Genomic DNA, 26,810 nt, shown 5'->3' with positions numbered 1-26,810 from the left:
GGTGACTTCCGCGGCGCCCGGCGAGCAGAGCGAACGCTGGTGGACGCCCGCGATGAGCGCAGCGGTGCTCGGTACCGGGGTGGCGGCCGGCATCGGCGGGGTGCTGCTCAGCTGGCTGATCACCGGGGTGGAGCTGCTGGCCTTCGGCAGCGCCGACGACGAGCTGTTGCACGGTCTGCAGGACGGGTCGGCCGCTCGCCGGCTGCTGGCGCTGACCGCCGGTGGGCTGCTGGTGGGCGTCGGCTGGTGGGCGTACCGCCGGTTCGTGCCGTTCGCCGGGACGGTGACGGGTGCGCTGCGGGACGGGCGGCTGCGTGCCGGTCCCGCGGTGATCGACGCCGTGCTGCAGGTGGTCGGCGTCGGCGTCGGCGGGTCGATCGGTAAGGAAGGGGCGCCCCGGCTGCTCGGTGCCGCTGCCGGTGAGGTGTTCGCCGGACGGTTGAAACTGACGGCGCGGCAACGGCTCACGCTGATCGCCGCCGGTGCCGGTGCCGGCCTGGCCGCGGTGTATCAGGTGCCGCTGGGTGGGGCGTTGTTCGCCGCGGAGATCCTGCTGGCGTCGTTCGCGCTGGCTGACCTTGTGCCGATCATGGCGTGCAGTGTGATCGCCACCGTGATCGCCTGGGTGGCACTGGGCAGGCACCCGACGTTCGACGTACCGCTTCCGGAGTTTCATCCGACGCTGCTGCTGGCGGCGTTGGTGTTGGGGCCGCTGGCCGGGTTGGTGAGCCGGTCCTTCTCGTGGTGGACGCAGCTGGGCATCCGGCTGGCGCCGAGCGGGTGGCGGGTGATCCCCGCCGTGGTGCTCGCCTTCGGCGCGCTCGGCGTTGTCGCCTGGTGGTTCCCCGAGCTGCTCGGCAACGGGATGCTCGCGTTCGAGGCCGCGGTCGGTGACGCCGGGGTGCCGGTGGCCGGGCTGGCGCTGCTGCTGGTGCTCAAGCCGCTGTTCACCGGGATCTGTCTGGCCGCGACAAGAGAGGGCGGCGTGCTGATGCCGGCCGTTGCCACCGGTGCGCTGCTCGGGGTGGTGTTCGGCGCCGGCTGGTCGCAACTGTGGGCGGGCGGCGGCGTAGTGGCCTTCGCGGTGATCGGCGCCGCCGCGGTGCTGTCCACCACCCAGCGGGCCCCGCTCTGCGGCATGGTGCTGCTGTTGGAGTTCACCGACACCGGCGTCGCCCTTGTGGTGCCGATGATGATCGCGGTGGCCGGCTCGCTGCTCACCGAATACCTGTTGCCGCAGAGTTGGCGGCCGTGGCGCGCCCGGATGGGCACCGCCGGCAACTAGGTCTGCTGCCGGTCCGGTTCCGGTTCAGGTTCCGGTTCCAATGGAGGGGCGTTCACCGCGCAGTGGCTGCGGGACAACGGTTTCGACCGCTTCGTGCCGACCGAATCAGGGTCACGCACCAGCAGCACGGTCAGCACAGCGCCGAGCGCGATCATCGCCGCGGAGACGATCATGGCCGCGGAGAAGCCGCTGTCGAACTCCTGCGGATTGTTCAGGGCGTCGCCCACCAGCCCCACCGCGGGCGGAACCGCGGCCACCGCGAGCAGGTTGCCGGTGCGCGCGACCGCGTTGTTGACCCCGCTGGCGGCGCCGGCGTGCCGGTCGTCGGCGCTGGCCAGCACCGTCGCGGTGAGCGGCGCCACCATTGCCGACAGACCCATCCCGAACACCAGCACCGCCGGCAGCACATCGGTGAGATAGCCCGTCCAGCCAGAGGTTTGGGGTCCGATCCGCAACGCCAGCAGCAGGCCGGCGGCCGCCAGCAGCAGCCCGACGGTGATCGGTCGACGCGGCCCGATCTTGCTCGCCAGATCCCCCGCCTTGGCCGACAGCAGCAGCATCAGCACCGTGACAGGGATCATCGCGGAGCCGGCGACCGTCGGGCCGTACCCGGACACCACCTGCAGGTGCATCACGAGCAGGAACATCACCACGCCCATGGCGGCATAGACGATCAGCGTCACCAGGTTGATCGCGGTGAACTGCCGGTTGGCGAACAATTGCAGCGGCACCAACGGATCGGGGCCGTGCCCGGCCGAGCGGCGTCGTTCCACCAGCACGAACGCGAGCATCGACCCGACACCCACCACCCCGGCGATCACCAGCACCACCGGGCTCGCCGTCCCGGCCGGTGCCTCGGTGAGCAGATAGGTGAGGGCCACCAGACCCAGCGCCACCACCGCCGCCCCCAGCACGTCGAACCGCCCGTGCGCCTTCGGGTCTCGGCTCTCCGGCACGTGCTTGGTCGTCACCCAGATCACCACGGCGGCCAGCGGAATGTTGAGGAAGAACACCGAGCGCCAGCCGATGGTGTCGGCCAGGCCGCCACCAAGGAACGGGCCGACAGCGCCCGCCACCCCGCCGAGCCCTGACCAGGCACCGACCGCCTTGGCCCGGTCGTCCTTGACGAATGACGCCTGGATCAGGCTCAGCGAGCCAGGGGTGAGCAGCGCCCCGCCGATCCCCTGCAGTGCCCGCGCGGCGATCAGCGTCGGCGCGTTCGGCGCCAGCCCGCACAGCGCCGACGCGAGGGCGAACCACACCACGCCGATCAGGAACACCTTGCGTCGCCCGTACCGGTCGCCGAGCGAGCCGCCCAGCAGGATGAAGCCGGCGAGCGTGAGCGTGTAGGCGTTGACCACCCACTGCAGGTCGGCCATCGACGCGCCGAGATCGCGGCCCAACTCGGGCAGCACCACGTTGACGACGGTGCCGTCCAGCATCGCCATGCCCGAGCTCAGCACGGTGGCCAGCAGCACCCACTTGCCGCGCGCCTCGGCTAACCGGACGCCGGTGTGCGGGGTGGCTGCTGGCTGCCGCGACACCGGCTCGGACATCCGCGGGTCTCCCAACTGCTGGTAGCTGCCTGCTGGTAGCTGCACTGTGGTGGCCGTGCTTCTGGCCAGCTGCTGTGTTGGCCATGGTGGACCTCGCGGCGGGGAACGGCAATCCGCTCGCCTGGCCGGCCGGCGGGGTGCGGCCTACCGTTGCACCGAGAGCGCCGGCAGCCCGGATAACTCCGAGCAGCTCCGCGCCGAACGCTCAGCCGAACTACCCCGCCGTGCCGAACAGCCCCGCTGTGCCGAACGACCCCGCTGTGCCGAACATCCACCGACCCGAGGAGTTTCGCGATGAGCGCATGGTCCCCCGCCGAACTCGACACCTTCGGCAACACCGACGAACTGCAGATCTCCAGCGACCGCGGTGACGGCGAGCGAACCGCACCCATCACCATCTGGGCCGTCCCGGTCGGCGGTCAGGTGTATGTCCGTTCGGTGCGCGGACGCAAGGGCGGCTGGTTCTCCGGCGCCAAGGCCAAGGGTTCTGGGCACGTCCAGATCGGCGCAATCGACCGGGACGTCACCTTCGAGCCGGTGTCCGATCCGCAGCTGCAGGATCAGATCAGTAAGGCATATCAAGACAAGTACGCCCGCTACGCCAAGCAGATCGTCGACTCGACGTTGTCGCCACAGGCACTGCAAGCCACCCTGCGGGTCGATCCGAGCTGATTCAGTTTCCGGTGCATGTCGCCGGTTCTGACTCCGGCATCGCCCGATCCTCGGCGCCGCTGCCCGCGAGCACAACCGTTCCGGTACATCACAACCCGTCCAGCGCGCTGAAACGGTTGTGATGTGCGGAAAGTGTTGTGTTCGCCGTGCCAGGGGGCCCATGGCCAGCGGTCGGCCTTGAGCTCAGTCTCCGGCGGAAACAGCGGGTCCACCCGGTGGACCGGACAGCTGGAACGGCTCGGAGGAGAACCTGGCCTCGGCCGCAGAGCGTTCAAGCCCGTTCGCCGTGGTCAGCGGTCCGTACAACTCGGGGCGGCGCCCCCGCATCCAGCGTCGCCCTTGTGCCGTCGGAACCAGGTCCAGGTCGAGATCGGCGATCACCACGGCATTCTCGGGCGCTGACGTCTCCGCCAGGATGCGCCCGTACGGGTCGATGATCATGGCATTGCCGGTGCGGATCTCGTCGTCATCGACGCCAACGCCGTTGCTGAAGATGACGAACATGCCGTTGTCATGGGCTCGCGAGGGGAGCCAGCGCAGCAACCATTCCCGTCCGTTGGGCCCGCGGAACTCGGCCTCGACAGCGGCCGGATCGGTATGCCGACGCTCCCACTGCTGCCGCGGAATCACCTTGGTGGCGTGCGGGCTGGGCGAGGCGGTGCCGCCGGTCTGGTGCGGAGCCAGCAGTACCGAGGCTCCCAGAAGGGCTGTGGCGCGCGGGTTCTCGATCAAGTTGTTGTCCCAGCAGATCAGCACCCCGATGGTGATGCCCCATGTAGTGGCCAGCACCGTGTAGCTACTGCCACTGCTGATGGCCGGATGCTCGAAGGCGTGCAGCTTGCGATGAATCCCGACCTGACCGTCTGGTGCGCACACCGCGTACGAGTTGTAGAGCCGTGATCCGTCGCGTTCCAGAAAGCCGACGCCGACCACCGCGTCGAGCTCGCCGGCCAGCCGCCGCACCTGTGTCACGGTTGGGCCCTCGGCAGGCTCTGCCAGCTCGAACAACTCCGACGCCGGTTTCCGGCGCAGGTGCCAGTAACCCAGCGAGCACATTTCAGGTCCGACGATCAACTGCGCACCGGACGACGCCGCCGAGCGTGCCAGCGCCGAAAGACAGTGCAGATTGGCCACTTTGTCGTCCGGCACTGACTCGAACTGCAGCGTGGCGGCGCGCAGCAACATAGTTGGTTACCCCTCATCTGGTCGGTGATCCGGTTCGGTGCCGTGATTCGAGCATGCACCGATTCCATACGTCCAATGTCGGACTTGGCGCTTTCGATACGCTTCCCGCATGGATCGTGAGGCAGCGGAAGCGTTCGTCGCGCTCGCCAGGTCGGGGCACTACGGCGACGCGGCCTCAGCATTGCTGGTGTCCCAACCGGCGCTGACACGGCGCATTCAACGGCTGGAGTCGGCGCTGGGCGTCCGGCTGTTCGATCGCGGGCGGCACGGCGCGCGGCTCAGCGTCGCCGGCCGTGAGCTGGCGCCGCTGATCGACAGTTGGGTCGACGCGGACGATCGGCTGCTTCGGCAGGCCGGTCTGCTCGAGCACGGAGTCTCGGGCACGCTGCGTCTCGGTTTCGGGATGTCGAGCGTCGACATCGCGCCGCAGGCCGTGGCCCGCTATCGGCACCGCTTCCCCGGCGTGGCCGTGACTCTCGACGACATGTCGTCGACGCAACAGCTTGACCTGGTCGAGTCGGGCCAGTTGGACGCCGGATTCGTGCGGACCGCCGCGGCGGCCGGCCAACCACAGCTCCGCCGCAGGCAGGTCGGCCGGGACCGGCTCGCGCTGGCCAGGGCGGTCGGCGCCCGGAACGCCGCGGCCACTGACCTGCTCACCGACCGCCCGGTAATCGCGCTGGAGCCCGAACGCGGCCCAGGCCTGTACCGGCAGATCACCGAATGGCTGCGCGCCCATGGACTGACCATCACGGTTGGCCAGCGGGCCCACGACTTACTGACGGTGCTCGCCCTGGTGGCTGCGGACGCCGGCATTGCGGTGGTCCCAGCCAGCTCAAAGCGCACCGCCCCGCGCGGGGTCCGCATCACCCATCTGCCGTCCCCCGCTGCTGACTGGACGATCTCGCTGGTTTGGCGGGCGGACTCCGGCTCGGTCACCTTGCGGGAGTTCCTGGCCGCGCAGGCCGAGCCCGGCTAACGGCGCCGTCGCTGTTGGCACACTGGACGCAGCTGGTGCCGGTGGTCGAGCCGCGCATCCACCGGAAGACTGGACGGCGATGGCCACGACCCTGCGGACCGAACGGAACGAGCGGTCGGCTGCGCGCCTGGTCGGGATCGACCTGGCCAGGACCCTCGCCCTGCTCGGCATGTTCGTGGCGCACACCGGCGCGCTCGGCGGTCCAAGCGGTGCGCCCGATGCGTTGAAATCGGTTGCCGGCGGCCGATCGGCTGCGCTGTTCGCGGTGTTGGCCGGGGTGTCCGTTGCATTGGCCACCCGACCCGGCCGGAGCGGACGGGTACGCGGCGCACTGGTGATGCGGGCGGCGTTGATCACCTTGATCGGCATGCTGCTCGGCATCCCGGATTCCGGGGTCGCCGTGATTCTGGTCAACTACGGATTGCTGTTTCTGGTTGCCGTGCCGCTGATCCGGTTGCCGGCCGGGGCGCTGCTGGTTGCCGCCGCGGTGTGGGGTGTGCTGTCGCCGTGGTTGAGTCTGCTGATCCGCCGGCACCTGCCGCCGAGCACAGGGCAGAATCCGTCGTTCGACTCCCTGCAAGACCCGGGGCAGTTGCTGGGTGAGGTGGTCTTCACCGGCTACTACCCGGTTTTCACCTGGACCACATATCTGTTGGTTGGCATGGGAATTGGCCGGCTCAACCTGCGAGCGACGCGCACCGCCGCCGCGATGGTGGCGGTCGGGGCAGCGCTGGCCGGCGCGGCGCTGGTGGTGGCGGCATGGGTCGGCAGCGGCGCCGGGGCCCGTTCCGCGTTGCTTGCAGATTCATCCGGTCTGAATGTGTCGACCTGGCCGGAGCTGCGGGACGCGTTGGCGGACGGCATGTACGGCACCTCGCCGACCGGGACCGCGTGGTGGCTCGGGGTGTGGTCGCCACATTCGGGCTCCATTGTCGATTTCGCGCACACCACCGGCACCGCTCTGCTCACCCTGGGAGCCGCCCTGCTGTTGGTGCAATGGACCGGGCCGCGATTGCTACGCTGCTGGCAGATCCTTTGCGGCGCAGGGACAATGACGCTCAGCTTGTATTCAGTGCACGTCGTGGCGCTGAGCCTTGGCGAGCCGGGAGACGCGGTGCGGCAATGGATACCGCACGTGCTCGCGGCGTTGCTGATCGGGGCGGCCTGCGCAGCGCTGCGCCGCAGAGGTCCGCTGGAGACCTTCGTCAGCCTGATGAGCAACACGGTGCGGTTGTCCGGCCGTCACGCCCGGGCGAACGGCCCGACGTAGATCAGCGTGGTGTTCAGCACCACAACGGCGCCCCAGCCGATCACCACCAGGGCCGGCAGCATGGTGGCGGCGGCCAGCACGCTCCCGCCGAGTACCAGTGCCTTCACGGCCACCGCGGCCGCCGGGATGGCGAACGTCGCCTTCGGCGCCGCGAACAGCGACCACAGCGTCAGCGCGGCACCGATCACAACCACAACGGCAAGCACGCGGACCGGCGTCGGCCCGTGGACGGCCCGCCAGGCCCATGTCCCCAGCAATGTGAGCGCCGCCAACTCGACCAGAAACGCCACCACGTCGTTGACGTTGAATCCCCACTCGGAACCCGCTGTTGCCTGCATCTGCCTGACCTCTCGTCCACAACCGAGAGCAGTGCTCTCCGGCTAGTCAGGCCAGTGAAGCACGATCGCGCGCCGAAAACAAGAGCACCGCTCTCGGTTGGGGTTGGTGTTGTGAACATTGCTAGCGGTCGCGGTAGCTGAGCAGCTGCCGGATCGGGCCGGGCGGCAGTTCCCGTCCGCCGATCCATACCGCTCGCAGGTTCCGGCGCAGGTCCAGCCCTTCGACGTCGACGGCGACCAACCGGCCGGCCCGCAACTCGTCACCGAGCGCAAGCCGGCTGAGCACCGCCGGCCCCGCGCCCGCGGTCACCGCCGCCTTCACCGCCGAGGTGGTGGACAGCTCCAGCGCGGCGGCCGCGACGTCCGGATTGCCGACAGCCCTGCCGATCGCCGCCATCGCGGAGTCCCTGGTGCCCGATCCCGATTCCCGCCACACCATCGGGGTGCGAGCCAGTTGGCTCGCTGCCAGCGGGCGGCGGCGCCGCGCCCATGGGTGGTCGGGCGCCACCACCACGACCAATTCGTCGGTGGCCACCGTCCGGTGCGACAGCCCGCGGGGCACGGTGGGCGTTTCGATCAGACCGAGGTCGGCCGTGCCTGCACGGACTCGTTCGAGCACCTGCTCGCTGTTCGCGGCGTGCAGGATCACCTCGGGTGGCTGTTCGCCGCGGAGCAGCAGGTCGGCGCGCATCCGCACCAACCAGGTGGGCAGCAACTGCTCGGCGATGGTGAGGCTGGCCGCCACCCGGAGTTGCGATGCCCTGCTGGTGCGCAACGTGGCCAACGCGGTATCAACGGCAGTGGCGGTGTCCAGCAACCGATCTGCCCATTCCACGACGCTGACGCCGGCGGCGGTCAAGGCGCTCCCCCGTGGCCCGCGCCGCAGCAGCGGAACCCCGACCCTGGCCTCCAATGCCTTCAACCGCGCCGACACCGCCTGCTGGGTGATGCCCAGTTCGGCGGCGGCCGCACTGAGCGATTCCAGGCGGGCAACCGCCTGCAGGGTCTCCAGCATCGGCAGGTCGGGCATCCGTTGACTCAGCACCACGGCACCACCCTAACGCGAGGCACAAAGACCGTTTGTGGCAAGACAATGAGCTCGTCGTGGCGAGAGCATGCCGGACGGCGGCAGCGTGAGTCCCATGAGCACCCACGTCATCGATACCCGCGATGCCCCAGCCAGCGCCGCCTCAGCCGGCATCCGGCGGCGGCAACAGCGGTGGCTGGCCGACCTCGACCATCCTGGCCAGTTGTTGTCCAACATCACGCCCAACTGTTTCGCCTCGGTGATGGGTACCGGGATCGTGGCGACGGCCGCCGCGTCGTTGCCGGTGTCGATTCCGGGGTTGCGGCCGTTCGCCACGCTGGCGTGGGCGCTCGCCGCGCTCTGGCTCACGGCGGTGACGGCCGCGACGGCGGCACACTGGGTGCGGCACCGGGACACCGCACGGCGGCATCATCAGCACGCGGTCATGGCGCACTTCTACGGGGCCCCGCCGATGGCGTTGCTCACGGTCGGGGCCGGGACGCTGGTGCTCGGCAAGGACGTGATCGGGTTGAGCGCGGCCCTCGTCGTCGACTGGACGCTCTGGACACTGGGGACCGTGCTCGGCTTGGCGTCTGCCGTGCTGGTGCCCTTCCTGCAGTTCACCCGGCACCGCGACGTCACGCCGGAGAGCGCGTTCGGCGGCTGGTTGATGCCGGTGGTCCCACCGATGGTGTCGGCCACCACCGGCGGCATGTTGATTCCCTATGTTGCACCAGGTGCTGGACGAGAGTTGTTGCTGGCGGCCTGTTATGCCATGTTCGGGCTGTCACTGATCGCCTCGCTGATCGTCATCACGCTCATCTGGAACCTGCTCGCGGTGCACAAGGTCGGTGCCGCCGCGATGGTCCCGACGCTGTGGATCGTGCTCGGCCCGCTCGGTCAGTCGATGACGGCGGCCAACGTGCTGGCCGATGCGGCACCGCACGCCATGGCAGCGCCCTACGCCGACGCCTTCCGGGCCTTCGCGTTGGTGTATTCGCTTCCGGTGTGGGGATTCGCGATGCTCTGGGCGGCCGTCGCGACGGCCGTCACGGTGGGCACCGCGCGGGCCGGGCTGCCGTTCTCGCTGACCTGGTGGTCGTTCACCTTCCCCGTCGGCACCTGCGTCACCGCGGCCAGCGGCCTTGCGCTGCACACCGGACTGCCGGCATTCCGTTGGGCGGCAGCGGTTCTGTATACCGCCCTGGTGGGCGCCTGGCTGTTGGTCGGCATCCGGACGGTCCTCGGGGTGTACCGCGGAACCTTGCTGCGCCCGCCCGCCGCCGCCTGATGGTCAACGCGGTTTGCCGGCCTTGTCGAGAAAGTAGGCGGCGCTGGCTGCCGGGCTGAGGTCGAGGCGGCGCAGCAGCTGGGCGTTCAGCGCCACCACAACGGTGGACACCGACATCAAGATCGCGCCGATGCTCATCGGCATCACGAAGCCGATTGGCGCCAGCACACCGGCGGCCAGCGGAACGGCGATCAGGTTGTAACCGGCTGCCCACCAGAGGTTTTGCTTCATCTTGCGGTAGGCGGCACGGGACAGCTGGATCACCGACAGCACCGAACGGGGGTCGTCGGAGGCGAGGATCACGCCGGCCGACCCGATGGCGACGTCGGTGCCGGCGCCGATGGCAATGCCGACATCGGCGGTGGCCAGCGCGGGTGCATCGTTGACGCCGTCGCCCACCATGGCGACCCGGCGTCCCTCGGCCTGCAGCTCGGCGACCTTCGCGGCCTTGTCCTCCGGCCGGACGCCGGCGAACACCCTGGTGATGCCGAGTTCTCCGGCGACGCTGTCGGCGACGGCCTTGGCGTCGCCGGTGATCATCACCACCTGCACCCCCGCGGCGTGCAGGGCAGCCACCGCCTCGCGCGACTCCTGGCGGATCTCGTCGGCCAACCGCAGCGCACCGATCACCTGTCCGTCCGCCAGCACGTGCAGGATGATCGCGCCCTGGTTGCGCCACTCGTGCGTCGCCGACAGCTCGCCGGCGCCGCGCTCGCTGAGCAGGTTGGGGCCGCCGACCTCGATGACGTTGCCGTCGACGGTCGCCTTGACCCCGATAGCAGGCGACGACGAAAAGCCCGTTGCCGCAGGAACAGTGAGGCCGCGCTGCTTGGCGGCGCCGGTGATGGCCCTGGCCAGCGGATGCTCGCTGTCGGCCTCCGCGGCGGCGGCCAGCGCAAGCACCTGGTCGGCGTCCCGCCCGGCGACAGGGTGCACGGCGGTCACCGTCGGCTCGCCCTTGGTGAGGGTCCCGGTCTTGTCGAACAGCACCGTGTCGACGGTGCGCATCGACTCCAGCGCCAGCCGGTCCTTGATCAGCACCCCACCCTTGGCGGCCCGCTCGGTGGCGATCGCTACCACCAGTGGGATCGCGAGACCAAGGGCGTGCGGGCAGGCGATCACCAGCACGGTGATGGCCCTGACCACCGCTTCGTCCGGCTGCCCGGTCGCCGACCAGACAATGGCGGTGATCACCGCGGCGCCGAGCGCGAACCAGAACAGCAGAGCCGCTGCGGTGTCGGCGATCCGCTGCGCACGCGACGACGATGCCTGGGCCTCGGCGACCAGCTTCTGGATGCCGGCCAGGGTGGTCTGATCGCCGGTGGCGGTGACCCTGACCCGCACCGCCGAGTCGGTGGCAACGGTGCCGGCCACCACCGGATCGCCGACGCCGCGGCGTACCGCGCGGGACTCGCCGGTGACCATCGATTCGTCCAGATGCGCTGTGCCGTCGACGATCTCACCGTCCGCCGGGACGGACCCGCCCGGCCGCACCAGCACCACGTCGCCAACCCGCAGCTGCGCCGGCGAGACGGTGACCAGCTGGTCGCCCTCGACCCGCTCGGCCTCATCCGGCAGCAGCGCGGCCAGCGAGTCCAGCGCCGAGGTGGTCTGGGCCAGCGACCGCATCTCGATCCAGTGACCCAGCAGCATGATGACGATCAGCAGCGCCAGTTCCCACCAGAAGTTCAGCTCGCCGTCCAGCAGCCTCAGGGTGGCGCCCCATGACGCCAGGAACGCGACGGTGATCGCCAGCGCGATCAGCAGCATCATTCCCGGCTTGCGAGAACGGATCTCGGAGACGGCGCCGGTGAGGAACGGCTTGCCGCCCCACACGTACATCACCGTGCCGAGCACCGGCGATACCCAGCGCACCCACTCGCCGGACGGCAGGTGGTAGCCGATCAGGTGGGCGAACATGTCGTTGAAGACCACCACCGGGATGGCCAGCACCAGCATGATCCAGAACAATCGCCGGAATTGGGCTACATGATCGCCGTGGCCGGCATGGCCCCCGTGATTGCCATGGCCACCCTGTCCTGCGCCGGACATGTCGTGCCCGGCGTGTGGATCGACCGCCGACGGCGGCTGGGTCACCGTCGCCGTCGGGTGGTCAGCGGGGTGGTGGTGCTCGGTCTGCTGGCCCGGAGCCTGATGACGGCCGGTGCCGGGGTGCTGCGGGGTTGTCATGATGTCGGTCCAGTTGTGGTGATGGTGCCGGCGTCGCGGTTATCCGCCAGCGGTTTGAAGTTGCGCAGCCGCAGGCTGTTCGAGACCACGAACACCGACGAGAAGGCCATGGCGGCGCCGGCCAGCATCGGGTTCAGCAGCCCGGCCACCGCCAGTGGCAGCGCGGCAACGTTGTACGCGAAGGCCCAGAACAGGTTTCCCTTGATGGTGGCCAAGGTGCGGCGGGACAACCGGATGGCGTCCGCTGCGGCGCGCAGATCGCCGCGCACCAGGGTGAGGTCGGACGCTTCGATGGCGACATCGGTGCCGGTCCCCATCGCCAGGCCCAGGTCGGCCTGGGCCAGCGCGGCGGCGTCGTTCACCCCGTCACCGACCATGGCCACCACCCTGCCCTGAGCCTGCAGCCGGGTGACGACGTTCACCTTGTCCGCCGGCAGTACCTCGGCGATCACCGTCTCCGGACCGGGGTCGATGCCGACAGATTCGGCAACGGCGGCTGCCACGGTGGCGTTGTCTCCGGTGAGCAGTACCGGCGTCAGGCCGAGCTCACGCAGCTGTCGAATCGCCTGTGCCGACGTCGGTTTGATCGCGTCGGCGACCACCAGCACCCCACGGGCCTTGCCGTCCCAGCCGACCGCGACCGCGGTCTGTCCCTGCTCTGACGCGCTGGTGAGGGCGGCCTCCAACTCGGGCGGCAGTTGCTGTGACCACTCGGCGAGCAGTCGCGGCCGGCCCACCAGCACGATGTGCTCGCCGGCACCGCCAGTGGCGTCGCTGTCGGCTCCCGCCGGCACCGTGCCCTGCACGCCGAGTCCCTCGATGTTGGTGAAGTCGCGGACGGCCGGCAACGGACCGGTGCGCTCCGTTGCGGCGCTGGCGATGGCCTTGGCGATTGGATGTTCGGAGGCGTGCTCCAACGCACCGGCCAAATGCAGTACGGTGTCGGGGTTTTCGCCGCCGGCGGCGATCACGTCGACCAGCGTCATCTGCCCGGTGGTGACGGTACCGGTCTTGTCCAGCACCACGGTGTCCACCTTGCGGGTGGTCTCGAGCACCTCAGGGCCCTTGATCAGGATGCCGAGCTGGGCGCCGCGTCCGGTGCCGACCAGCAGCGCGGTGGGCGTGGCCAGACCCAGCGCGCAGGGGCAGGCGACAATCAGCACGGCGACCGCTGCGGTGAACGCGGCGGCCGCGGAACCCCCGGCGCCGATCCAGAAGCCGAAGGCGGCGAACGCCAACGCGATCACGATCGGCACGAAGATGCCGGAGATCCGGTCGGCCAGCCGCTGCGCCTGTGCCTTGCCGTTCTGCGCGTCCTCGACCAGCTGGGCCATCTGCGCGAGCTGGGTGTCGGCACCGACCCTGGTGGCCTCGACCACCAGCCGGCCGCCGGCGTTGACCGTCGCCCCGATGACGGTGTCGCCGGGCGCGACCTCCACCGGAACCGATTCACCGGTCACCATCGACGCGTCCACCGCAGACGAGCCCTCGACGATGCGCCCATCGGTGGCGATCTTCTCCCCCGGCCGCACCACGAACCGGTCACCGACCGCCAGCTGGTCGATGCCGATCAGCTGCTCGTGGCCGTCACGCAGCACCGAAACCTCTTTGGCGCCAAGCTCAAGCAGTGCCCGGAGCGCCGCGCCCGCGCGTCGCTTGGATCGGGCCTCGAAATATCTGCCGAGCAGGATGAAGGTGATGACCCCGGCGCCGACCTCGAGGTAGATGTTGCCGGTGCCGTCGCCGCGGGCAATGGTGAGCTCGAAGGGGTGCACCATACCCGGCTCACCCGCGGTGCCGAAGAACAACGCGTACAGCGACCACAGCAGTGCTGCGGTGGTGCCCATCGACACCAGAGTGTCCATGGTGGCGGCACCGTGCCGCAGGTTGGTCCACGCCGCCTTGTGGAACGGCCAGCCGCCCCAAATGATCACCGGCGCCGCCAGCGCCAGTGAGAGCCACTGCCAGTAGGTGAACTGCAACGCCGGGATCATCGCCATGGCGATCACCGGAATGCTCAGCACCGCAGAGACAATCACGCGGTTGCGCAGGTCGCGAACCGGGTCATCGGCGGGGTGCGCGTCGTCGCCTGATGCCTCGGCCGCGGCCGGCGGCTTGGGCAGCCGCGCGGTGTAGCCGGCCTGTTCCACGGCGTCGATCAGGGCGTCGGTGCCGACCGCCGGCTGGTAGCTGACCTTGGCCTTCTCGGTGGCGTAGTTGACCGTTGCGGTGACACCGTCCAGCTTGTTCAGCTTCCGTTCGATCCGGTTCGCGCAGGACGCGCACGTCATCCCACCGATGACGAGCTCGACCTGGCTGTCCGGCCGGGTCGGTGTCACATCGTTGAGCGCGCTCATGGTCGTCCTTCCTGGAGCTGCGGTGCTGATGGTGGTGAGTGGCCTGGTTGTTCGCGGCGTTCGTGCTCGCTGATGGCTGATCAGTGGCCGCCGCCGTGGTCGGCGGTGGTCGCCGCCGGCCCGGAATCGTCTGGTACCGCGGTGTTCTCGGCGTTCTCGGCGTTCTCGGCGTTCTTGGGGGCGGGCGGGCCGTCGGCGACGGCGATCGTGAACTCGGCGGTGCGGACCACGCCGTTGTGTTGGAAGTCGAGGTAGAGCCGGTAGCTGCCGGCCGAGGGGGCGGTGGCGCCGAAGGTGATGTCCGGTCCCGCTGGGGTGACGCCGTCGCCGGGTTCGCCCTGTGGATGCACGTGCAGATAGGCCAAGTCGTTGGCGCGCAAGGCCACCAGGTGGCCGAAGGCGCCCAGATAGGGCTGCAGGTCGATCACCGGCATGCCGCCGCGCGAGATGTTCAGGGTGAGATCGCTCATCCGGCCGGCGACCAGATCGCCGTTCAACGTGACGGTGTAACCGTCCACGATGGCGGTGCGGTTGGGCGCTGGCAGCGGGCTCGGCCGATAGTCACCCGGCACCGACAGGTTCACCCCGAGCGTCACGCTGGTGCCGAACCCGGTCGGTTGGAAATCGGTGAACAACCGCCAGGCGCCGGGGGTCAGGTTGAGCTCGGTGGTCCAGGTGCCTGCCGGATCCATCGTCGGGTGCACGTGCTGAAACCCTGAGGTGTCGGTACGCACCGCGACAAGATGCAGTTGCTTGTCGTGCGTCTGGTCGAACTCGGTGACCGGCCGGCCGTTGGGTCCGGCGATGTGGAAGCGCAGCGCAGTGGGGTTGCCGCTGGGCGCGGTTGGCGCGGCCAGCAGCAGTGAGTAGCCCTGGTCGGAGCTGGTCAGGCCGCCGACGGCCGGCGCGGTCGGCGCTTGGGTGCTGTCCGGCGAACCGCTGTCGCCGCCGGAGTGCGCCATGGTGCCGGTCGCAGGGTTGGCCGACGCGTTCACCGGGCCGACCGCCTTGCCGACCCCGAAGGCCGCGGCGACAACCACCAGCAGGATCGCCGCGAAGCCGGAAAGCTTGGTAGCGGCAGACATGTCGGGTCTCCTTCTCGCTGGCTGGTGGTGATGAGTCGGTGCCGTCGCGGCCCTCGGGGTTGGTGCTGCTGTGCGTTAGCCGGTCAGCTCGCGGGTGCGAGCTGGTAGCCGGCCTCCTCGACGGCCGCCTTGATGCTGGCGTCGTCGACGGGCGCGTCGCTGGTGACGGTGAGCCCGCCGGTGGCGAGATCGACGTCGACCCCGGTGACGCCGGGGACGGCGGTGACCTCTTCGGTGACGGAGGCGACGCAGTGGCTGCAGGTCATTCCGGTGACGGTGAACTGGCTGGTGGACATGGAGTTTCGTTCCTTCCTACGGTTGTGGTGCGTGGGTGAATCAGAGTGGGTGCGCGGCTGGGTTACGACCGGACCAGGCGCGCGATGGCGTCGGTGGCTTCCTTGACCTTCTCGTCGGCTTCCGGTCCCCCGGTCTGCGCGGCCCGCACCACGCAGTGGCCGAGGTGCTCCTCGAGCAGGCCGAGCGAGACCGATTGCAGCGCCTTCGTCATCGCCGAGACCTGGGTGAGTATGTCGATGCAGTACTGCTCTTCCTCGACCATCCGCTGCAGCCCCCTGGCCTGGCCCTCGATGCGCCGCAGCCGCTTGAGGTAATCGTCCTTGCGGTGGATGTAGCCGCGCTCCGGGTGGGGGTGCTCCGCGGACTCCACCGACGGTTCGTTCTGGGTCATCTCCCGCTCCGATCCTCACTACCCCTCGGGGGTATCCGTCGTTCTGGACCGAAACTATACCCCCCTAGGGTTTCTTGTCCAGTGCGCGGCGCAATGCCCCTCGGCCGCGAGACCCCGCTGGTCGATCCCATTGCCTTGGCCTGCCGTCGTCCTCTAGCATCTGCTTTAACGATGAAGCATCGTCGCTGCACCACATCCGTCGCTCAAGGGAGAGCCGCCATGCTCCGCAGCAAACCGCTCGCCGCCGTCGCGGCAGGGTTGGGCCTGATCGTCACCGGCTGCTCGGGCGGGGACGGCTCCGCCGGGGGTGGGACCACCGCAGGAGTGGTCGAGCTGAGCGTCTCGACAGGTTTCACCGGAGGCGACGCCCCCGGCTACGAGCAGATCGTCAAGGACTTCAACGCGTCCCACCAGAACATCAAGGTCACCATGTCGGCCGAGCCTTGGGACACCATCGCGCAAAAGCTGCCATCCGCGTGGATGACCGGCCAGGGCCCGGACATCGCGGCCCCCTCGTCCGACCCCAACGTCATCGCCCAGTACGTGAAAACGCAGTCGGTGCTTCCGATCACGCTGACCGGTGACGGCGATTCGAAGGTCAACGTCGACAAGTTCGCTTCCAACCTCGTCGACGAGTTCACCTATGACGGCAAGCTCTACGCCGTACCGGCCAACTACGCAACGCTGAGTCTGTACTACAACAAGGCGCTTTTCGCCGCCGCCGGTGTCAAGCCACCCACCACGGTCGCCGAGCTCAAGAGCGCGGCCAAGGCACTCACCAAAGACGGCACCTACGGCCTCGTTCTCGCCGACAACAACACCATCCCGATGTGGCCGGTGCTTCAGTGGCTCGAGGGCGGTGACATCGTCGACGGAAAGAATTGCAGTGTGCTCAACACCGCGGCCGGGCGCAGCAGTTTGCAGCCCTGGGTGGGTCTGGTCGCCGACGACAAGGTCTCCCCCGTCGGCCTCACCGGAGCCGAGGCCGACGCGTTGTTCTCGGCCGGGAAGGCCGCCATGGAAATCAACGGACCATGGGCGGCGGCCGGCTACAAGAAGGCGGGAATTGATCTCGGCATCATCAAGGTGCCGCTGGATACGAACGGTAAATCAGTCACCCTTGGGTCGACCGTGCCGCTGGCGATCTCGGCGAAGACAAAATATCCGGAACAAGCGCAAGAGTTCCTTGCGTACTGGACGAGCAAAACCGCGCAGAAGAAGTTTTCGTTGACGACAGGCTTCCCGTCGTTGCGGACCGACCTCGCCGACGATCCCGAGCTGCGGGCCGACCCGGTGGTCTCCGTGTTCAGTGCACAGGTCCCTGGCGCCCGCCTGTATCTGCCGAAGGTGCCGAACGCCACTCAGGTGGACAGCGAGGCCTACGTGACCATGATCGGGAGCCTCACGCGCGGAACGGCTCTCAACGACGCAACCGACTCCGCGAGCGCGAAGATTGACGAACTCACCGGCTGCTCCGGCACATGACCGTGCTGTCCTCGGTCCGGCGGGTCACGCTGCGGCCGCGACGCCGCTTGACACCCGCGCTACTGTTCCTCGCCCCCAGCTTTATCATCTTGGGGATATTCGTCCTCTGGCCGATTCTTGCCTCGCTCTGGTACAGCCTGCACGACTGGACCATCGGCGCCAAGGAGCAGCCATGGGTCGGCCTGGCCAACTATGTTGAGCTGCTCAACGACTCGCGGTTCTGGGGCGCATTCATCCACTCAGTGGTCATCACCGTGTTCTCCGTCGCGGGCATCATCCTGCTGGGCCTTGCGCTCGCCCTCGCACTCGCCAACGACGGCGTCGGCAACCGCATCATCCGTTCGGCGTTCTTCTTTCCCACCGTGGTCGCCCTGACCTCGATCGGCTTGGTCTGGCGATTCCTGCTCGACCCTGATCTCGGGCTGGTCGGTGCCATCACCCGTTCGCTGGGACTCGGGAACATTGGATTGCTCCAGTCGCCGCAATTGGCCCTGCCAACCATCATTTTTGTGAATATCTGGCGGAACGCCGGCTTCGTCATGATCATTTTGATCGCGGGACTCAAGGGAATCCCCGAGGATCGCTATGAGGCGGCTCGGCTCGACGGCGCCGGCCCGTGGAAGCTGTTTCGTTACATCACCCTGCCGGCGCTGCGACCGACGATGCTGTTCGGCACGCTCATCATGACCATACAGTCGTTTCAGATATTTGACCTGGTCTACGTGATGACCGGAAGCGGGCCGCTCTTTGCGACCGACACCCTGGTGACGATGCTGTTCCGTGAGGGCTTCGTCAACTTCCGTACGGGCTACGCCGCGGCCATCTCGTGGTCGTTATTCGTGGTGATCGTGATCATCTCGGCGCTGCAGCTCAGATTCTTCAGGTACAACGATGTCGACTGACTCCTACGTCCGAACGCCGCGCACTCGGTCTCGGCGCGCCAGCTGGTCCCCTGCCGGTGCAGCCGCGCGCTGGGTCTTCGTCGGCATCGGACTGGTCTTCGCTCTCGTTCCGTTCATCTGGATGCTGTCGACGTCGTTCCGCACCGAGCGCAGCCTGTTCGGCAGCCCCATGAGCCTGTTGCCGACCGAGTGGACCTTGGCCGGCTACCTGGGTGTGTGGCAGCAGCTGCCGTTCCTGCGACTGTTGTTCAACACGATGGTGTTCGCGGGGGTCACCACCCTGCTGACGTTGCTGTTCGACTCCATGTGCGCATATGCGCTGGCGCGCATCGAGTTTCGCGGGCGAACGATCGCATTCTGGCTTGTGCTCGTCACCCTCATGGTGCCGTTCCAGGTGACACTCATCCCGGTGTTCGTCGAGCTGTTCCAGTTCGGCTGGCTGAACACCTATCAGGGTTTGATCATTCCCCGGGCCACCAGCGCCTTCGGGATCTTCCTCTTCCGGCAGTTCTTCATCTCGGTTCCGCGCGAACTGGACGAGGCGGCGAGAATCGACGGCGCAGGACATTTTCGGATCTACTGGCAGATCATCCTGCCGTTGGCCAAGCCGGCGATCGCGACCGTGGCGATCCTCAACTTCACGGCGCTGTGGAACGACCTGCTCTGGCCGCTCGTCATGACCAGCAGCCCGGAGATGCGGACCCTGCCGGCCGGCCTCGCCCTGTTCGGTGGCCAGCACGTGACAGACCATGCGGTTCTGATGGCTGGCGCTGTCATCTCCATTCTGCCGATCGCGATCGCGTTCTTTCTTGCCCAGCGCTACTTCGTCGCCGGCGTTGCAACGACGGGACTCAAGTGACCGGACACCTTCCCGGGTTCCCGCGCGATCGGCTGCGCTGGCTGGTCGGCATCGAAGACACCTGCGTCTACCCTCCGCCTGGTTCGACGATGGGCGAACTCAACGAGTTCGCCCTCACCGAGCACGACACCCATTGGCGCGCCGACTTGGCAGCCGCGGCCGCTCTCGGGGCGACCGGCCTTCGCTACGGCGCCGGTTGGCCCCTGGTGCACGTGGCGCCCGGTCGCTTCGACTGGTCGCAGCTGGATGAGCGGATCGACTATGCCGTCGGCGATCTCGGGCTCACCGTGATCGCAGACCTGGTGCATTACGGAACCCCGACGTGGTTGCGCGGATCGTTCGCCGACTCAGGATTTCCCGATGCGCTCGCCGACTTCTCGGCTGCCTTCGCCCAGCGGTACCGCGGGATCGTCGACCACATCACGCCGCTCAACGAACCGCTCACCACGGCCTCGTTCTGCGGGCTCCGCGGGGTCTGGCCACCCGAGCTGACGGGGTGGACCGGTTGGAGCACAGTGGTGATCGGGATCGCTCGCGGCGTGCAGCGGTCCATCGCATCCATCCGTCGTGCCAATCCGGACGCCACCATCGTCCACGTCGAGGCCTCAGCCATCTACGACACGACCGACAACGGACTCCGGAGCGAGGTCGAGCTGCTGCGCTCACTCGCGGCGCTTCCCACCGAGCTGATCCTGGGCAGGGTCGGCGGCCATCACCCGCTCCGAAACTGGTTGCTGAAGCACGACGTTTCCACCCGTCAGCTGGCAGAGCTGGAGCACGCGGCGGCCGCTGTCGATCTGCTCGGCGTCAACTACTACCCCGACCTCACGCCCCGAGTGCTTGAACGCCGCGACGGAGTCGTTCGGCAGGTCACCGCGAACCACTGGAGCGACGGCCTTCGAGACGTCCTGGCCGACTGGCACAAGCGTTATGGGCTGCCGCTGCTGATCACCGAAACGAGCATCGAGGGCAGCGACCGGACCCGCAGGGAATGGCTGCAGGCTGCCGTCACGACCGTCCGCGACCTTCAGGCCGGCGGACTCGACGTACGCGGCCTGACCTGGTGGCCACTGCTGGACTTCGTCGACTGGTCGTTCGCGTCCGGCGGCCGCAACGTCGAGGAGTTCGTTCTCGACCCGGCGACGGCTGCTGCGGCCACCGCAGAGACGTTCGCCGAGAAGGGCAATGGACTCACGCCGTTCCTGCGCAGGATGGGCCTGATCGGCCTCAGTGAGGAAGCCGACGGCGCGTTGCGTCGGACTGTCACCGACGCGGCCGGCGTTTTTCCCCGCGAGATCGAAACGATCACGATGGAGGGGGACGGATAGCTCGCTGCCCGGCATCGGGAACGGTCGGCGGTCTCGACCGTCGGCTACCGTATGGGTCGCGGTACCGCTGCGACCGAAGGAGATCGGGCATGGCAGGTCGCGGACGATTGCGGCGCGTTACCCTCCGCGACATCGCCGACCGGGTTGGCGTCACCCCCACTGCCGTCTCGATGGCGCTCGCCGACAACCCACGCATCAGCGCAAACACCCGTCAAACAATCAAGGCAACGGCACACGACCTGGGCTATGTCCCGAGTTCCGCGGCACGAGCGCTGCGAAACCAGCGTGCCGGGGCCATTGCGCTGATTGTGCCCACCACGGCGACGCACGTGTTCGGGCACAGCTACTTCATGCATGTGCTGGAAGGCACGTCGTTGGTCGCGAATGAGCGCGACGTGCAGCTGCTGGTGTCAACCAATCGCGACACCGAACACGGCTTGGCGGCTTACGAACGCGTCATGCGGTCGCGCAGTGCGGACGGAGCGATCCTCACCAGCGCGGCGATCGATGACCCGATGATCGAGCCGCTGATCGCCAGCGGACTCCCGGTGGTGATGATCGGAAGCTTCCCGTACCTGCCGTCAGCGGTCACGGTCGGCGTCGACGATCGCGCCGCGTCCCGAGCAATGACAGAACACCTGATCACCGCACACAACAGAACCAGCCTGCTGCACATCTCCGGCACGCTGGACCACCAAACCGGCGTCGACCGCCGGGACGGGTTCCTGGACGCGGTGCGGGCACACCATCTTGAGGGTGACGCACGGATCGTCGAAGGGGACTTGAGCGAGGAATCCGGCCGAAGGGCGATCGCCGACCTCGGCGAGCAGATCCGCGAGATCGATGGTCTTGTTGCGGCAAACGACGACATGGCGTTCGGCGCTCTCACTGCGCTCCGGTCGATCGGACTCGAGGTTCCCGCCGACCTGTCGATCGCAGGCTGCGACGACTTCGGACTGGCACGCGTCACGACCCCGAGCCTGACCACCATTCGGGTGCCGGCCAAAGAACTCGCGCAAGTGGCCACCACCCGACTCTTCGAGATCATGGACGGCAAGGACGGCTGGCACCGCCACGTGCTGGAGGTGGAGCTTGTGCTCCGGCAATCCTGTGGCTGCCAGCCATTGGACGACACCGATGACGCGGCGTCGGTGCTCGAGATCTGATTCCCGATACAGCAGACCTCTATCCGAATCCGGGAAGGCCCTCTATAGTTCCACCAGGTTGCTTTAACGATGAAGCACCTGCGGTGGTCCCCGCGCCGTCGCGATGCCCCCACGATCGCGACTCCACCAGGAGGCAATGACGCCGGAAAGGCAGGAAGCACATGACTGTTGGCTCCCGACCCCGCTGCCGGCGAGTTGCCGCGGCGCTCGGACTCGTCCCGCTCGTTGCTTCCCTGCTGTCCGGACCGTCGATGGCGGTGGCCGCGGACGCCGCACCCGCAGCCGCTGCGGCGGCGAACGGCCCGTGCGACATCTACGGGGCAGGCGGAACACCATGCGTGGCCGCGTACAGCCCCGCCCGAGCGCTCTACGCCGCCTACAACGGTCCGCTCTACCAGGTGAGACGTGCCTCCGACGGCGCCACTCGGGACATCGGTTTGCTCTCCGTCGGCGGCTACGCCAACGCCGCCCAGCAGGACGCCTTCTGCGCCGGGACCTCTTGCGTCATCCCGATCGTGTACGACCAGTCGCCGAATCACAACGATCTCACCCCGGCGCCGGCCGGCGAGCAGGGCGCCGCGAACGCCCCGGCGAACGCGGCAGCGCTGCCGATCACCATCAACGGTTCGAAGGCGTACGGCCTGTATCTGCCGCCGGGCGTGGCCTACCGGAGATCTAGCAGGGTGACCACCGGCACCGCCCGCGGCTCGAACCCCGAGTCGCTGTACGAGGTGGCCAGTGGGACCAACGTGAACAGCGCCTGCTGCTCCGACTTCGGCAACGTGGAAACGGACACGGTCGACACCGGCGCCGGCCACATGAATACGCTCAACCTTTCGACTCTCGGCGCCGTCGGCGCTACCGGGCATGGACCCTGGGTACAAGCCGACCTTGAGGAAGGTGTATTTCAGGGCAAGACTTTCGTCTGGACCCCCAACAAAGGAAATGCATCGAAGTTCGTCACTGCCGTCCTCAAGAACAACGGCGTCGACACCTTTGCGCTCAAGGGCGGAAACTCGCAGGCGGGGAGCCTCTCCACCTGGTACAACGGATCTCTTCCCGACGGCACCGACCGGTGGGGCAACACCTGGAAGCCGATGCACCTGGAAGGCTCCGTCGGGCTCGGGGCGGGCGGAGACAATTCCAACCGCGGCACCCAGTCCTTTTTCGAAGGTGTTATGACGACAGGCTATGCGAGCGACGCCACCGAGAACGCCGTGCAAGCGAACATCGTTGCGCAGAACTACGACGGCAAAAGTACGGGCGGCGGGCCCGGCCGGACGATCGTCGGGCCTGGGGGCAAGTGCGTCGACGTCGCCGGCGACGACACCGGCGGGAACCTCGCTTCCGTGCAGCTGTGGGACTGCCAGGCCTTCGCCGCCGACCAACGCTGGATCGGCAGCGCGTACAGCAGCGGCACCCTGAACACTCTTGGTCGCTGCTTGGACGTAGCGGGAAATGTCACCACCGCTGGCACGCGGGTCGAACTGTACGACTGCAACGGAGTCGCCGGCCAGCAATGGATCCCCCAGTCCGATGGCTCCATCAAGAACCCGGCCTCCGGCCTGTGCCTGGACGCGACTGATGGCAATACCGCGAACGGGACACCGCTGCGAATCTGGACGTGCAACGGCGCGGCCGCTCAGAAGTTCAGCGTCACCACGCCGATCCTGTATCCGGTGACGGGTGGGCCGGCGAAGTGCGTTGACGTCGCCGGCGACGATCTGAACGTCAACAACTAGCGCGTGCAGCTCTGGTCCTGTCAGAACCTGATCACCGGTGCCTCCGGCGGACGGGCCGAGGCGCTTGACCAACAATGGACGTACCGGCCCGCCGATCAGAGCGTGCGAACGATCGGCCGGTGCCTCGACGTCATCGACAACTCGACCGCCATGGGTGCGGGGGTGCAGCTGCACGACTGCAATGGCGTGGGCGGCCAGCGCTGGGTTCCGCAGGCGAACGGGTCGCTATTGAACCCGGCGTCCGGCTACTGCCTCGACTCGCCCAACGGTGCCACCGCCAACGGCACCCCGCTCCGGATCTGGGACTGCAACGGCGCTCCCGCCCAGACCTTTCGGCTGAACTGAGCAGGGAAATCCCGCCGAAACCGTCGAGCGCCACTGGCGCAAGCTGACGCTGGCGGCGGTTTCCCCTTGTAGTCAGTGTTGCGGTGGCGGTCTTCGCGCGCGGCCCGTCGAGGTGGCCCCTCGCGGGGCTATTGGGGGTCGGGGCCTTCAGCCAAGCCTGGACGGTCACGGTCACGGGCCGCGGTCGCGCCCGCCGGCGGCCTCTTCGCTCACCGCTCCTTGGCGCGGTCTGCCACGGCGCATGACCGCGTTGGACTGGCACTCGGTGGGAGCTATCCGATCAGACTTGCACGGTCGCGTGAGCCGACTTCTTGCGGTCAGGTGGCGTCGTTGGCGTAGATCTCTCGATACCTCCGGAGCGCCCGGGTTCGGAGCGTCGCATGGTCGATGCCATCGAACCGGTCGATGCTCAGGGCGTCGGGCAGGGCGGTGTCGTTGAGCAGGGCGGTGGCGAGCCGCTGGGTCGCCCCGGCCGCGTGGGTGATCCAGAGCGCCTGCGCTATCCAGACGTTCGGCAGGTCGGGGTGTCGTCCGAGGAACGGGAGGTTGTCGGGGGACATCGCGAAGACACCGTTGATGCGGTACACCGGGGTGAACCTCGCTTCGGGACGCAGCAGACGTTGCGCGGCCTCGATCACGGGAGCGAAATCGTCGGCCCACGCCAGGCGGGCGCCGTCGCGGAGTTCGTCCTGTTCGACGCTGACGGGTCGGTGGTCGTAGCTGCCGATTCCGAGGCGGTCGCCGTGTATTCGCGAGTAGACGTGGTGTTCCGGCCATCGCACGAACGGGCCGGGCAGTCCGAAGCGGGTGGGTGCGCCATAAGCGTAGGGATGGGCGACCGGGAAGAGCGGCAGTTCCACCCCGGTCAGGCGGGCGAGCCTCGGGCCCCAGACGCCGCCGGCCAGGACTAAAGCATCCGCCGCGAACCGGTCTCCGGATGCCGTGCGCACGGCCACACTGGCCCCGTGCTGCTCCACCGCGGTGACCTCCTGAGAGGAGATGAGCCGCGCACCGCCGGCGGTTATCCGATCCCGCAGAGCTGTCATGAGCGGTGACATGTCGGCCGACCCGTCCGCGGCGTACCGGGCGACCGCGACGATCTGGTGCGTGTCCACGAAGGAGGCGACGCTCTGCGGGATCCGTCCGGTCGGCAGCAGTTCGGCGGGCAGGCCGGCGGCCCGAGCGGCCTCGACGCGACGGTGCAGCTCGCCCGCGGCGGATTCCGACGTGGCGAGTTCCAGTCCCCCGGAGCGGAGGAACCCCACGCCTACCTGGTCGTAGATCGCGGCGGACTCCAGCGCGAGTGCGGTGAGGACGGGCGCATCGTTGTACAGGCCGACGAAGCCTGGGGCCTAGGGGGTTGATCCCCGCGGCTCGCGGGCGTCACGATCGAGAACCGTGACGTCGACACCCGCTTGCCGGGTGAGCGCGTCGGCTAGAGAGACGCCGGCCACCCCGGCGCCGATCACCACGATCTTCTGCATCCGCAGACCTCCGCTTCGCAACCCCGAACACGTCAAGTATCGGAACGAGTGCGACGGGTGTCTTGTACGTTCTTGCGGCTCAGCCGCGATAAACGCCAGGGGTGGCCCCGACGTGGGTGCGGAACACTCGGTGAAAGTGACTCTGGTCAGCGAAGCCCAGCACCTGCGCGGTCTCGGCGATCGGATGCCCGTCTCGAAGCAGGTGACGGGCCTGCACGATCCGGGCGTTCTGCCGCCACGCCAGCGGGGACAGGCCGGTGGCCCGCCGCATCGCGCGGACGAGCTGGAACGTGGACATGCCCGCGAGGCCGGCCAGCTCGCTCAGGGCCGGATTGGACTCGTCGAGACGAAGTCGCTCCATCACCGGGAATAGCCGCGTGAGCAGTTGAGATGCAGCATCGGTCAGATCGGTCACGACGAGACGCGCGGGCGGCACTGCCTCAAGTTCGTGCAGCATGGCAGCGATGGTCGCCTCGATCCGGGGGCGTGTCTCGTCGGCGAAGATCGCGTCGGTCATCTCGACGATCCGGGAGCGCAGGTCGTGCCGGCGAAGCACGCTGATTCCTACGAACAGGGCGCTGCACGGTTCTTGACCCGTCAGCGCCAACGCCCAGCCCTGGTCCATGTGGACCATCTGGTAGCGCCAAGCGCCGTGCTCGGGGTTGCAGGCATGAACCTGACCTGCCGGGATAACGACGACATCACCCGGTTGCAGCCGGACCGGGCCATCCAGGCACCCGGAGAGCACCGACCGCCCCTCGTCGATCAGTCCGACCGAGAACGCATCATGGGCATGCGGGCGATAACACGGATTCTCCTGGCAGGATCGCCGGGCCTCGAGATGGGGCAGAGCCCGACTGCGCCAGAACTCAGCCACTCGCACCCCTTCCCACTGCCATCACTGTCAGTCTTCATCCTCTCCGGTGAACACGCTGCGTCGGCGGGCGGGCGTGGTGCCGAAGACTCGGTCGAACTGCTGACGCAGTGGCTGGAGCCGTCAAACTAGTAGGTCTCCGGACCCGCCGGCGCGGTTCAACTCGTGATCGGGCGGTTCGGAGGTATCTGGACCGGCTGGAGCAGCACGGCGAGTCCAAGCGTGATGCACGGCGTCAGGTAGGCGCTGTGTTGGACATCAACGAGGCGGCGATCCGCAACTGGGTCGAGGCCGGTGAGCGGGCGGCGGACGTCCGGCCCGGGATCGCGGCAGACCGATTCGGGCGAGGTCCGCTCTTCGAAGCGGTGGGTCGCCGAGCTGGAGCGCGCGAACAAGATCCTGAAGACCGCGAGCGCGTTTTCGCTCAGGCGATGGGGGTACCTCCCGCTTGGGGAGGGGACTCGACCGCCGACTCAAGTGATCGGTTCAACTTTACGTGGAGCTGAGGGGATCCCTTCGGGCTCGCTGCCGCTCACCGGATGGGGCCGACTTCGAGTCACTCCACCGCATAAACGGGCTCTTGGACGTTGAGCGGGGCGGCAGCCTGAGGTAGGGCTCGTGGCCGCGCATGCTGTTGGTCTCTCACAACGTCCAGCAGCGAGGCCACGAGCATGGTTCAGGGTAGCGGGGCTGCCGTCACGG

22 protein-coding genes and 1 pseudogene are annotated in these 26,810 nt (G+C 68.2%); 12 read left to right on the top strand and 11 right to left on the bottom strand.

Annotated elements, in window-relative coordinates:
* Position 1: 1 nt before the first annotated feature.
* Positions 2-1,285: a chloride channel protein gene (locus HKD39_RS17980; RefSeq protein ID WP_171201253.1), complete on the top strand. Its 1,284-nt coding sequence runs from the start codon at positions 2-4 to the stop codon at positions 1,283-1,285.
* On the opposite strand, the gene HKD39_RS17975 is transcribed toward HKD39_RS17980, so the two are convergent.
* On the bottom strand, positions 1,282-2,841 hold the full coding sequence (locus tag HKD39_RS17975) for an MFS transporter (protein WP_171201281.1): 1,560 nt from the start codon (positions 2,839-2,841) through the stop codon (positions 1,282-1,284). The genes HKD39_RS17980 and HKD39_RS17975 overlap by 4 nt on opposite strands.
* Positions 2,842-3,135: 294 nt before the next feature.
* Here HKD39_RS17975 and HKD39_RS17970 point away from each other — a divergent pair, with 294 nt between their 5' ends.
* A complete protein-coding gene (locus tag HKD39_RS17970; RefSeq protein WP_171201252.1) occupies positions 3,136-3,513 on the top strand; it encodes a DUF2255 family protein in 378 nt (125 codons plus the stop codon).
* A gap of 183 nt (positions 3,514-3,696) precedes the next feature.
* On the opposite strand, the gene HKD39_RS17965 is transcribed toward HKD39_RS17970, so the two are convergent.
* Positions 3,697-4,698, bottom strand: coding sequence for a nitrilase-related carbon-nitrogen hydrolase (locus HKD39_RS17965; protein WP_171201251.1), 1,002 nt, complete (start codon positions 4,696-4,698; stop codon positions 3,697-3,699).
* A 109-nt stretch (positions 4,699-4,807) separates the two neighbouring features.
* Here HKD39_RS17965 and HKD39_RS17960 point away from each other — a divergent pair, with 109 nt between their 5' ends.
* Both HKD39_RS17960 and HKD39_RS17955 read left to right on the top strand, forming a co-directional pair.
* A complete protein-coding gene (locus HKD39_RS17960) occupies positions 4,808-5,677 on the top strand; it encodes a LysR family transcriptional regulator (RefSeq protein ID WP_171201250.1) in 870 nt (289 codons plus the stop codon).
* A gap of 79 nt (positions 5,678-5,756) precedes the next feature.
* Positions 5,757-6,947, top strand: coding sequence for a heparan-alpha-glucosaminide N-acetyltransferase domain-containing protein (locus HKD39_RS17955; protein ID WP_171201249.1), 1,191 nt, complete (start codon positions 5,757-5,759; stop codon positions 6,945-6,947).
* Here HKD39_RS17955 and HKD39_RS17950 read toward each other — a convergent pair.
* Entirely contained in the window at positions 6,920-7,285 is a 366-nt protein-coding gene (locus HKD39_RS17950; RefSeq protein ID WP_171201248.1) for a DUF2568 domain-containing protein, read from the bottom strand. The genes HKD39_RS17955 and HKD39_RS17950 overlap by 28 nt on opposite strands.
* A 121-nt stretch (positions 7,286-7,406) precedes the next feature.
* Entirely contained in the window at positions 7,407-8,333 is a 927-nt protein-coding gene (locus tag HKD39_RS17945; protein WP_171201247.1) for a LysR substrate-binding domain-containing protein, read from the bottom strand.
* 94 nt (positions 8,334-8,427) lie between these two features.
* Here HKD39_RS17945 and HKD39_RS17940 point away from each other — a divergent pair, with 94 nt between their 5' ends.
* Positions 8,428-9,603 (top strand): TDT family transporter, encoded by a 1,176-nt coding sequence (locus HKD39_RS17940; protein ID WP_171201246.1) that lies wholly within the window; start codon positions 8,428-8,430, stop codon positions 9,601-9,603.
* Between the two features lie 3 nt (positions 9,604-9,606).
* Here the strand turns inward: HKD39_RS17940 and HKD39_RS17935 are convergent, their stop codons facing one another.
* From HKD39_RS17935 to HKD39_RS17915, 5 genes are all read right to left on the bottom strand, one after another.
* Positions 9,607-11,793 (bottom strand): heavy metal translocating P-type ATPase, encoded by a 2,187-nt coding sequence (locus HKD39_RS17935; RefSeq protein ID WP_171201245.1) that lies wholly within the window; start codon positions 11,791-11,793, stop codon positions 9,607-9,609.
* On the bottom strand, positions 11,790-14,150 hold the full coding sequence (locus HKD39_RS17930) for a heavy metal translocating P-type ATPase (protein WP_171201244.1): 2,361 nt from the start codon (positions 14,148-14,150) through the stop codon (positions 11,790-11,792). Before HKD39_RS17930 ends, HKD39_RS17935 begins: the two co-directional genes overlap by 4 nt.
* A gap of 80 nt (positions 14,151-14,230) precedes the next feature.
* Positions 14,231-15,235 (bottom strand): hypothetical protein, encoded by a 1,005-nt coding sequence (locus tag HKD39_RS17925; protein WP_171201243.1) that lies wholly within the window; start codon positions 15,233-15,235, stop codon positions 14,231-14,233.
* Between the two features lie 83 nt (positions 15,236-15,318).
* A complete protein-coding gene (locus HKD39_RS17920) occupies positions 15,319-15,531 on the bottom strand; it encodes a heavy-metal-associated domain-containing protein (protein ID WP_171201242.1) in 213 nt (70 codons plus the stop codon).
* A gap of 62 nt (positions 15,532-15,593) precedes the next feature.
* Positions 15,594-15,923 carry a metal-sensitive transcriptional regulator gene (locus HKD39_RS17915; protein ID WP_171201241.1) on the bottom strand — a complete coding sequence of 110 codons (330 nt, stop codon included), beginning with the start codon at positions 15,921-15,923 and terminating at the stop codon, positions 15,594-15,596.
* An 81-nt stretch (positions 15,924-16,004) separates the two neighbouring features.
* Here HKD39_RS17915 and HKD39_RS17910 point away from each other — a divergent pair, with 81 nt between their 5' ends.
* The 7 genes from HKD39_RS17910 to HKD39_RS19040 all read left to right on the top strand — a co-directional run bounded on the left by HKD39_RS17910 (position 16,005) and on the right by HKD39_RS19040 (position 23,750).
* Positions 16,005-17,408, top strand: a complete 1,404-nt coding sequence (locus HKD39_RS17910) for an ABC transporter substrate-binding protein (protein WP_212754733.1) — start codon at positions 16,005-16,007, stop codon at positions 17,406-17,408.
* Positions 17,405-18,310 (top strand): carbohydrate ABC transporter permease, encoded by a 906-nt coding sequence (locus tag HKD39_RS17905; RefSeq protein WP_171201240.1) that lies wholly within the window; start codon positions 17,405-17,407, stop codon positions 18,308-18,310. The genes HKD39_RS17910 and HKD39_RS17905 overlap by 4 nt, the downstream gene beginning before the upstream one ends.
* Positions 18,300-19,169: a carbohydrate ABC transporter permease gene (locus HKD39_RS17900; protein WP_171201239.1), complete on the top strand. Its 870-nt coding sequence runs from the start codon at positions 18,300-18,302 to the stop codon at positions 19,167-19,169. The genes HKD39_RS17905 and HKD39_RS17900 overlap by 11 nt, the downstream gene beginning before the upstream one ends.
* Positions 19,166-20,497 (top strand): family 1 glycosylhydrolase, encoded by a 1,332-nt coding sequence (locus tag HKD39_RS17895; RefSeq protein ID WP_171201238.1) that lies wholly within the window; start codon positions 19,166-19,168, stop codon positions 20,495-20,497. The genes HKD39_RS17900 and HKD39_RS17895 overlap by 4 nt, the downstream gene beginning before the upstream one ends.
* An 89-nt stretch (positions 20,498-20,586) precedes the next feature.
* A complete protein-coding gene (locus tag HKD39_RS17890) occupies positions 20,587-21,663 on the top strand; it encodes a LacI family DNA-binding transcriptional regulator (RefSeq protein ID WP_171201237.1) in 1,077 nt (358 codons plus the stop codon).
* Positions 21,664-21,824: 161 nt separating this feature from the next.
* A complete protein-coding gene (locus HKD39_RS17885; RefSeq protein WP_343074769.1) occupies positions 21,825-23,405 on the top strand; it encodes an arabinofuranosidase catalytic domain-containing protein in 1,581 nt (526 codons plus the stop codon).
* 3 nt (positions 23,406-23,408) lie between these two features.
* Positions 23,409-23,750 carry an RICIN domain-containing protein gene (locus HKD39_RS19040; protein ID WP_212754731.1) on the top strand — a complete coding sequence of 114 codons (342 nt, stop codon included), beginning with the start codon at positions 23,409-23,411 and terminating at the stop codon, positions 23,748-23,750.
* A 317-nt stretch (positions 23,751-24,067) separates the two neighbouring features.
* Here HKD39_RS19040 and HKD39_RS17880 read toward each other — a convergent pair.
* Together HKD39_RS17880 and HKD39_RS17870 are read right to left on the bottom strand one after the other, a co-directional pair.
* Positions 24,068-25,234 (bottom strand): annotated as a pseudogene (locus tag HKD39_RS17880) (NAD(P)/FAD-dependent oxidoreductase).
* Between the two features lie 79 nt (positions 25,235-25,313).
* A complete protein-coding gene (locus HKD39_RS17870) occupies positions 25,314-26,111 on the bottom strand; it encodes a helix-turn-helix transcriptional regulator (RefSeq protein WP_171201234.1) in 798 nt (265 codons plus the stop codon).
* Positions 26,112-26,810: the final 699 nt, after the last annotated feature.

The organism is Nakamurella aerolata (genome assembly GCF_013002705.1).
Classification (GTDB): domain Bacteria; phylum Actinomycetota; class Actinomycetes; order Mycobacteriales; family Nakamurellaceae; genus Nakamurella; species Nakamurella aerolata.
Note: the sequence above shows the minus strand (reverse complement) of the source record. Positions and strands in the feature narration are given on the sequence as shown.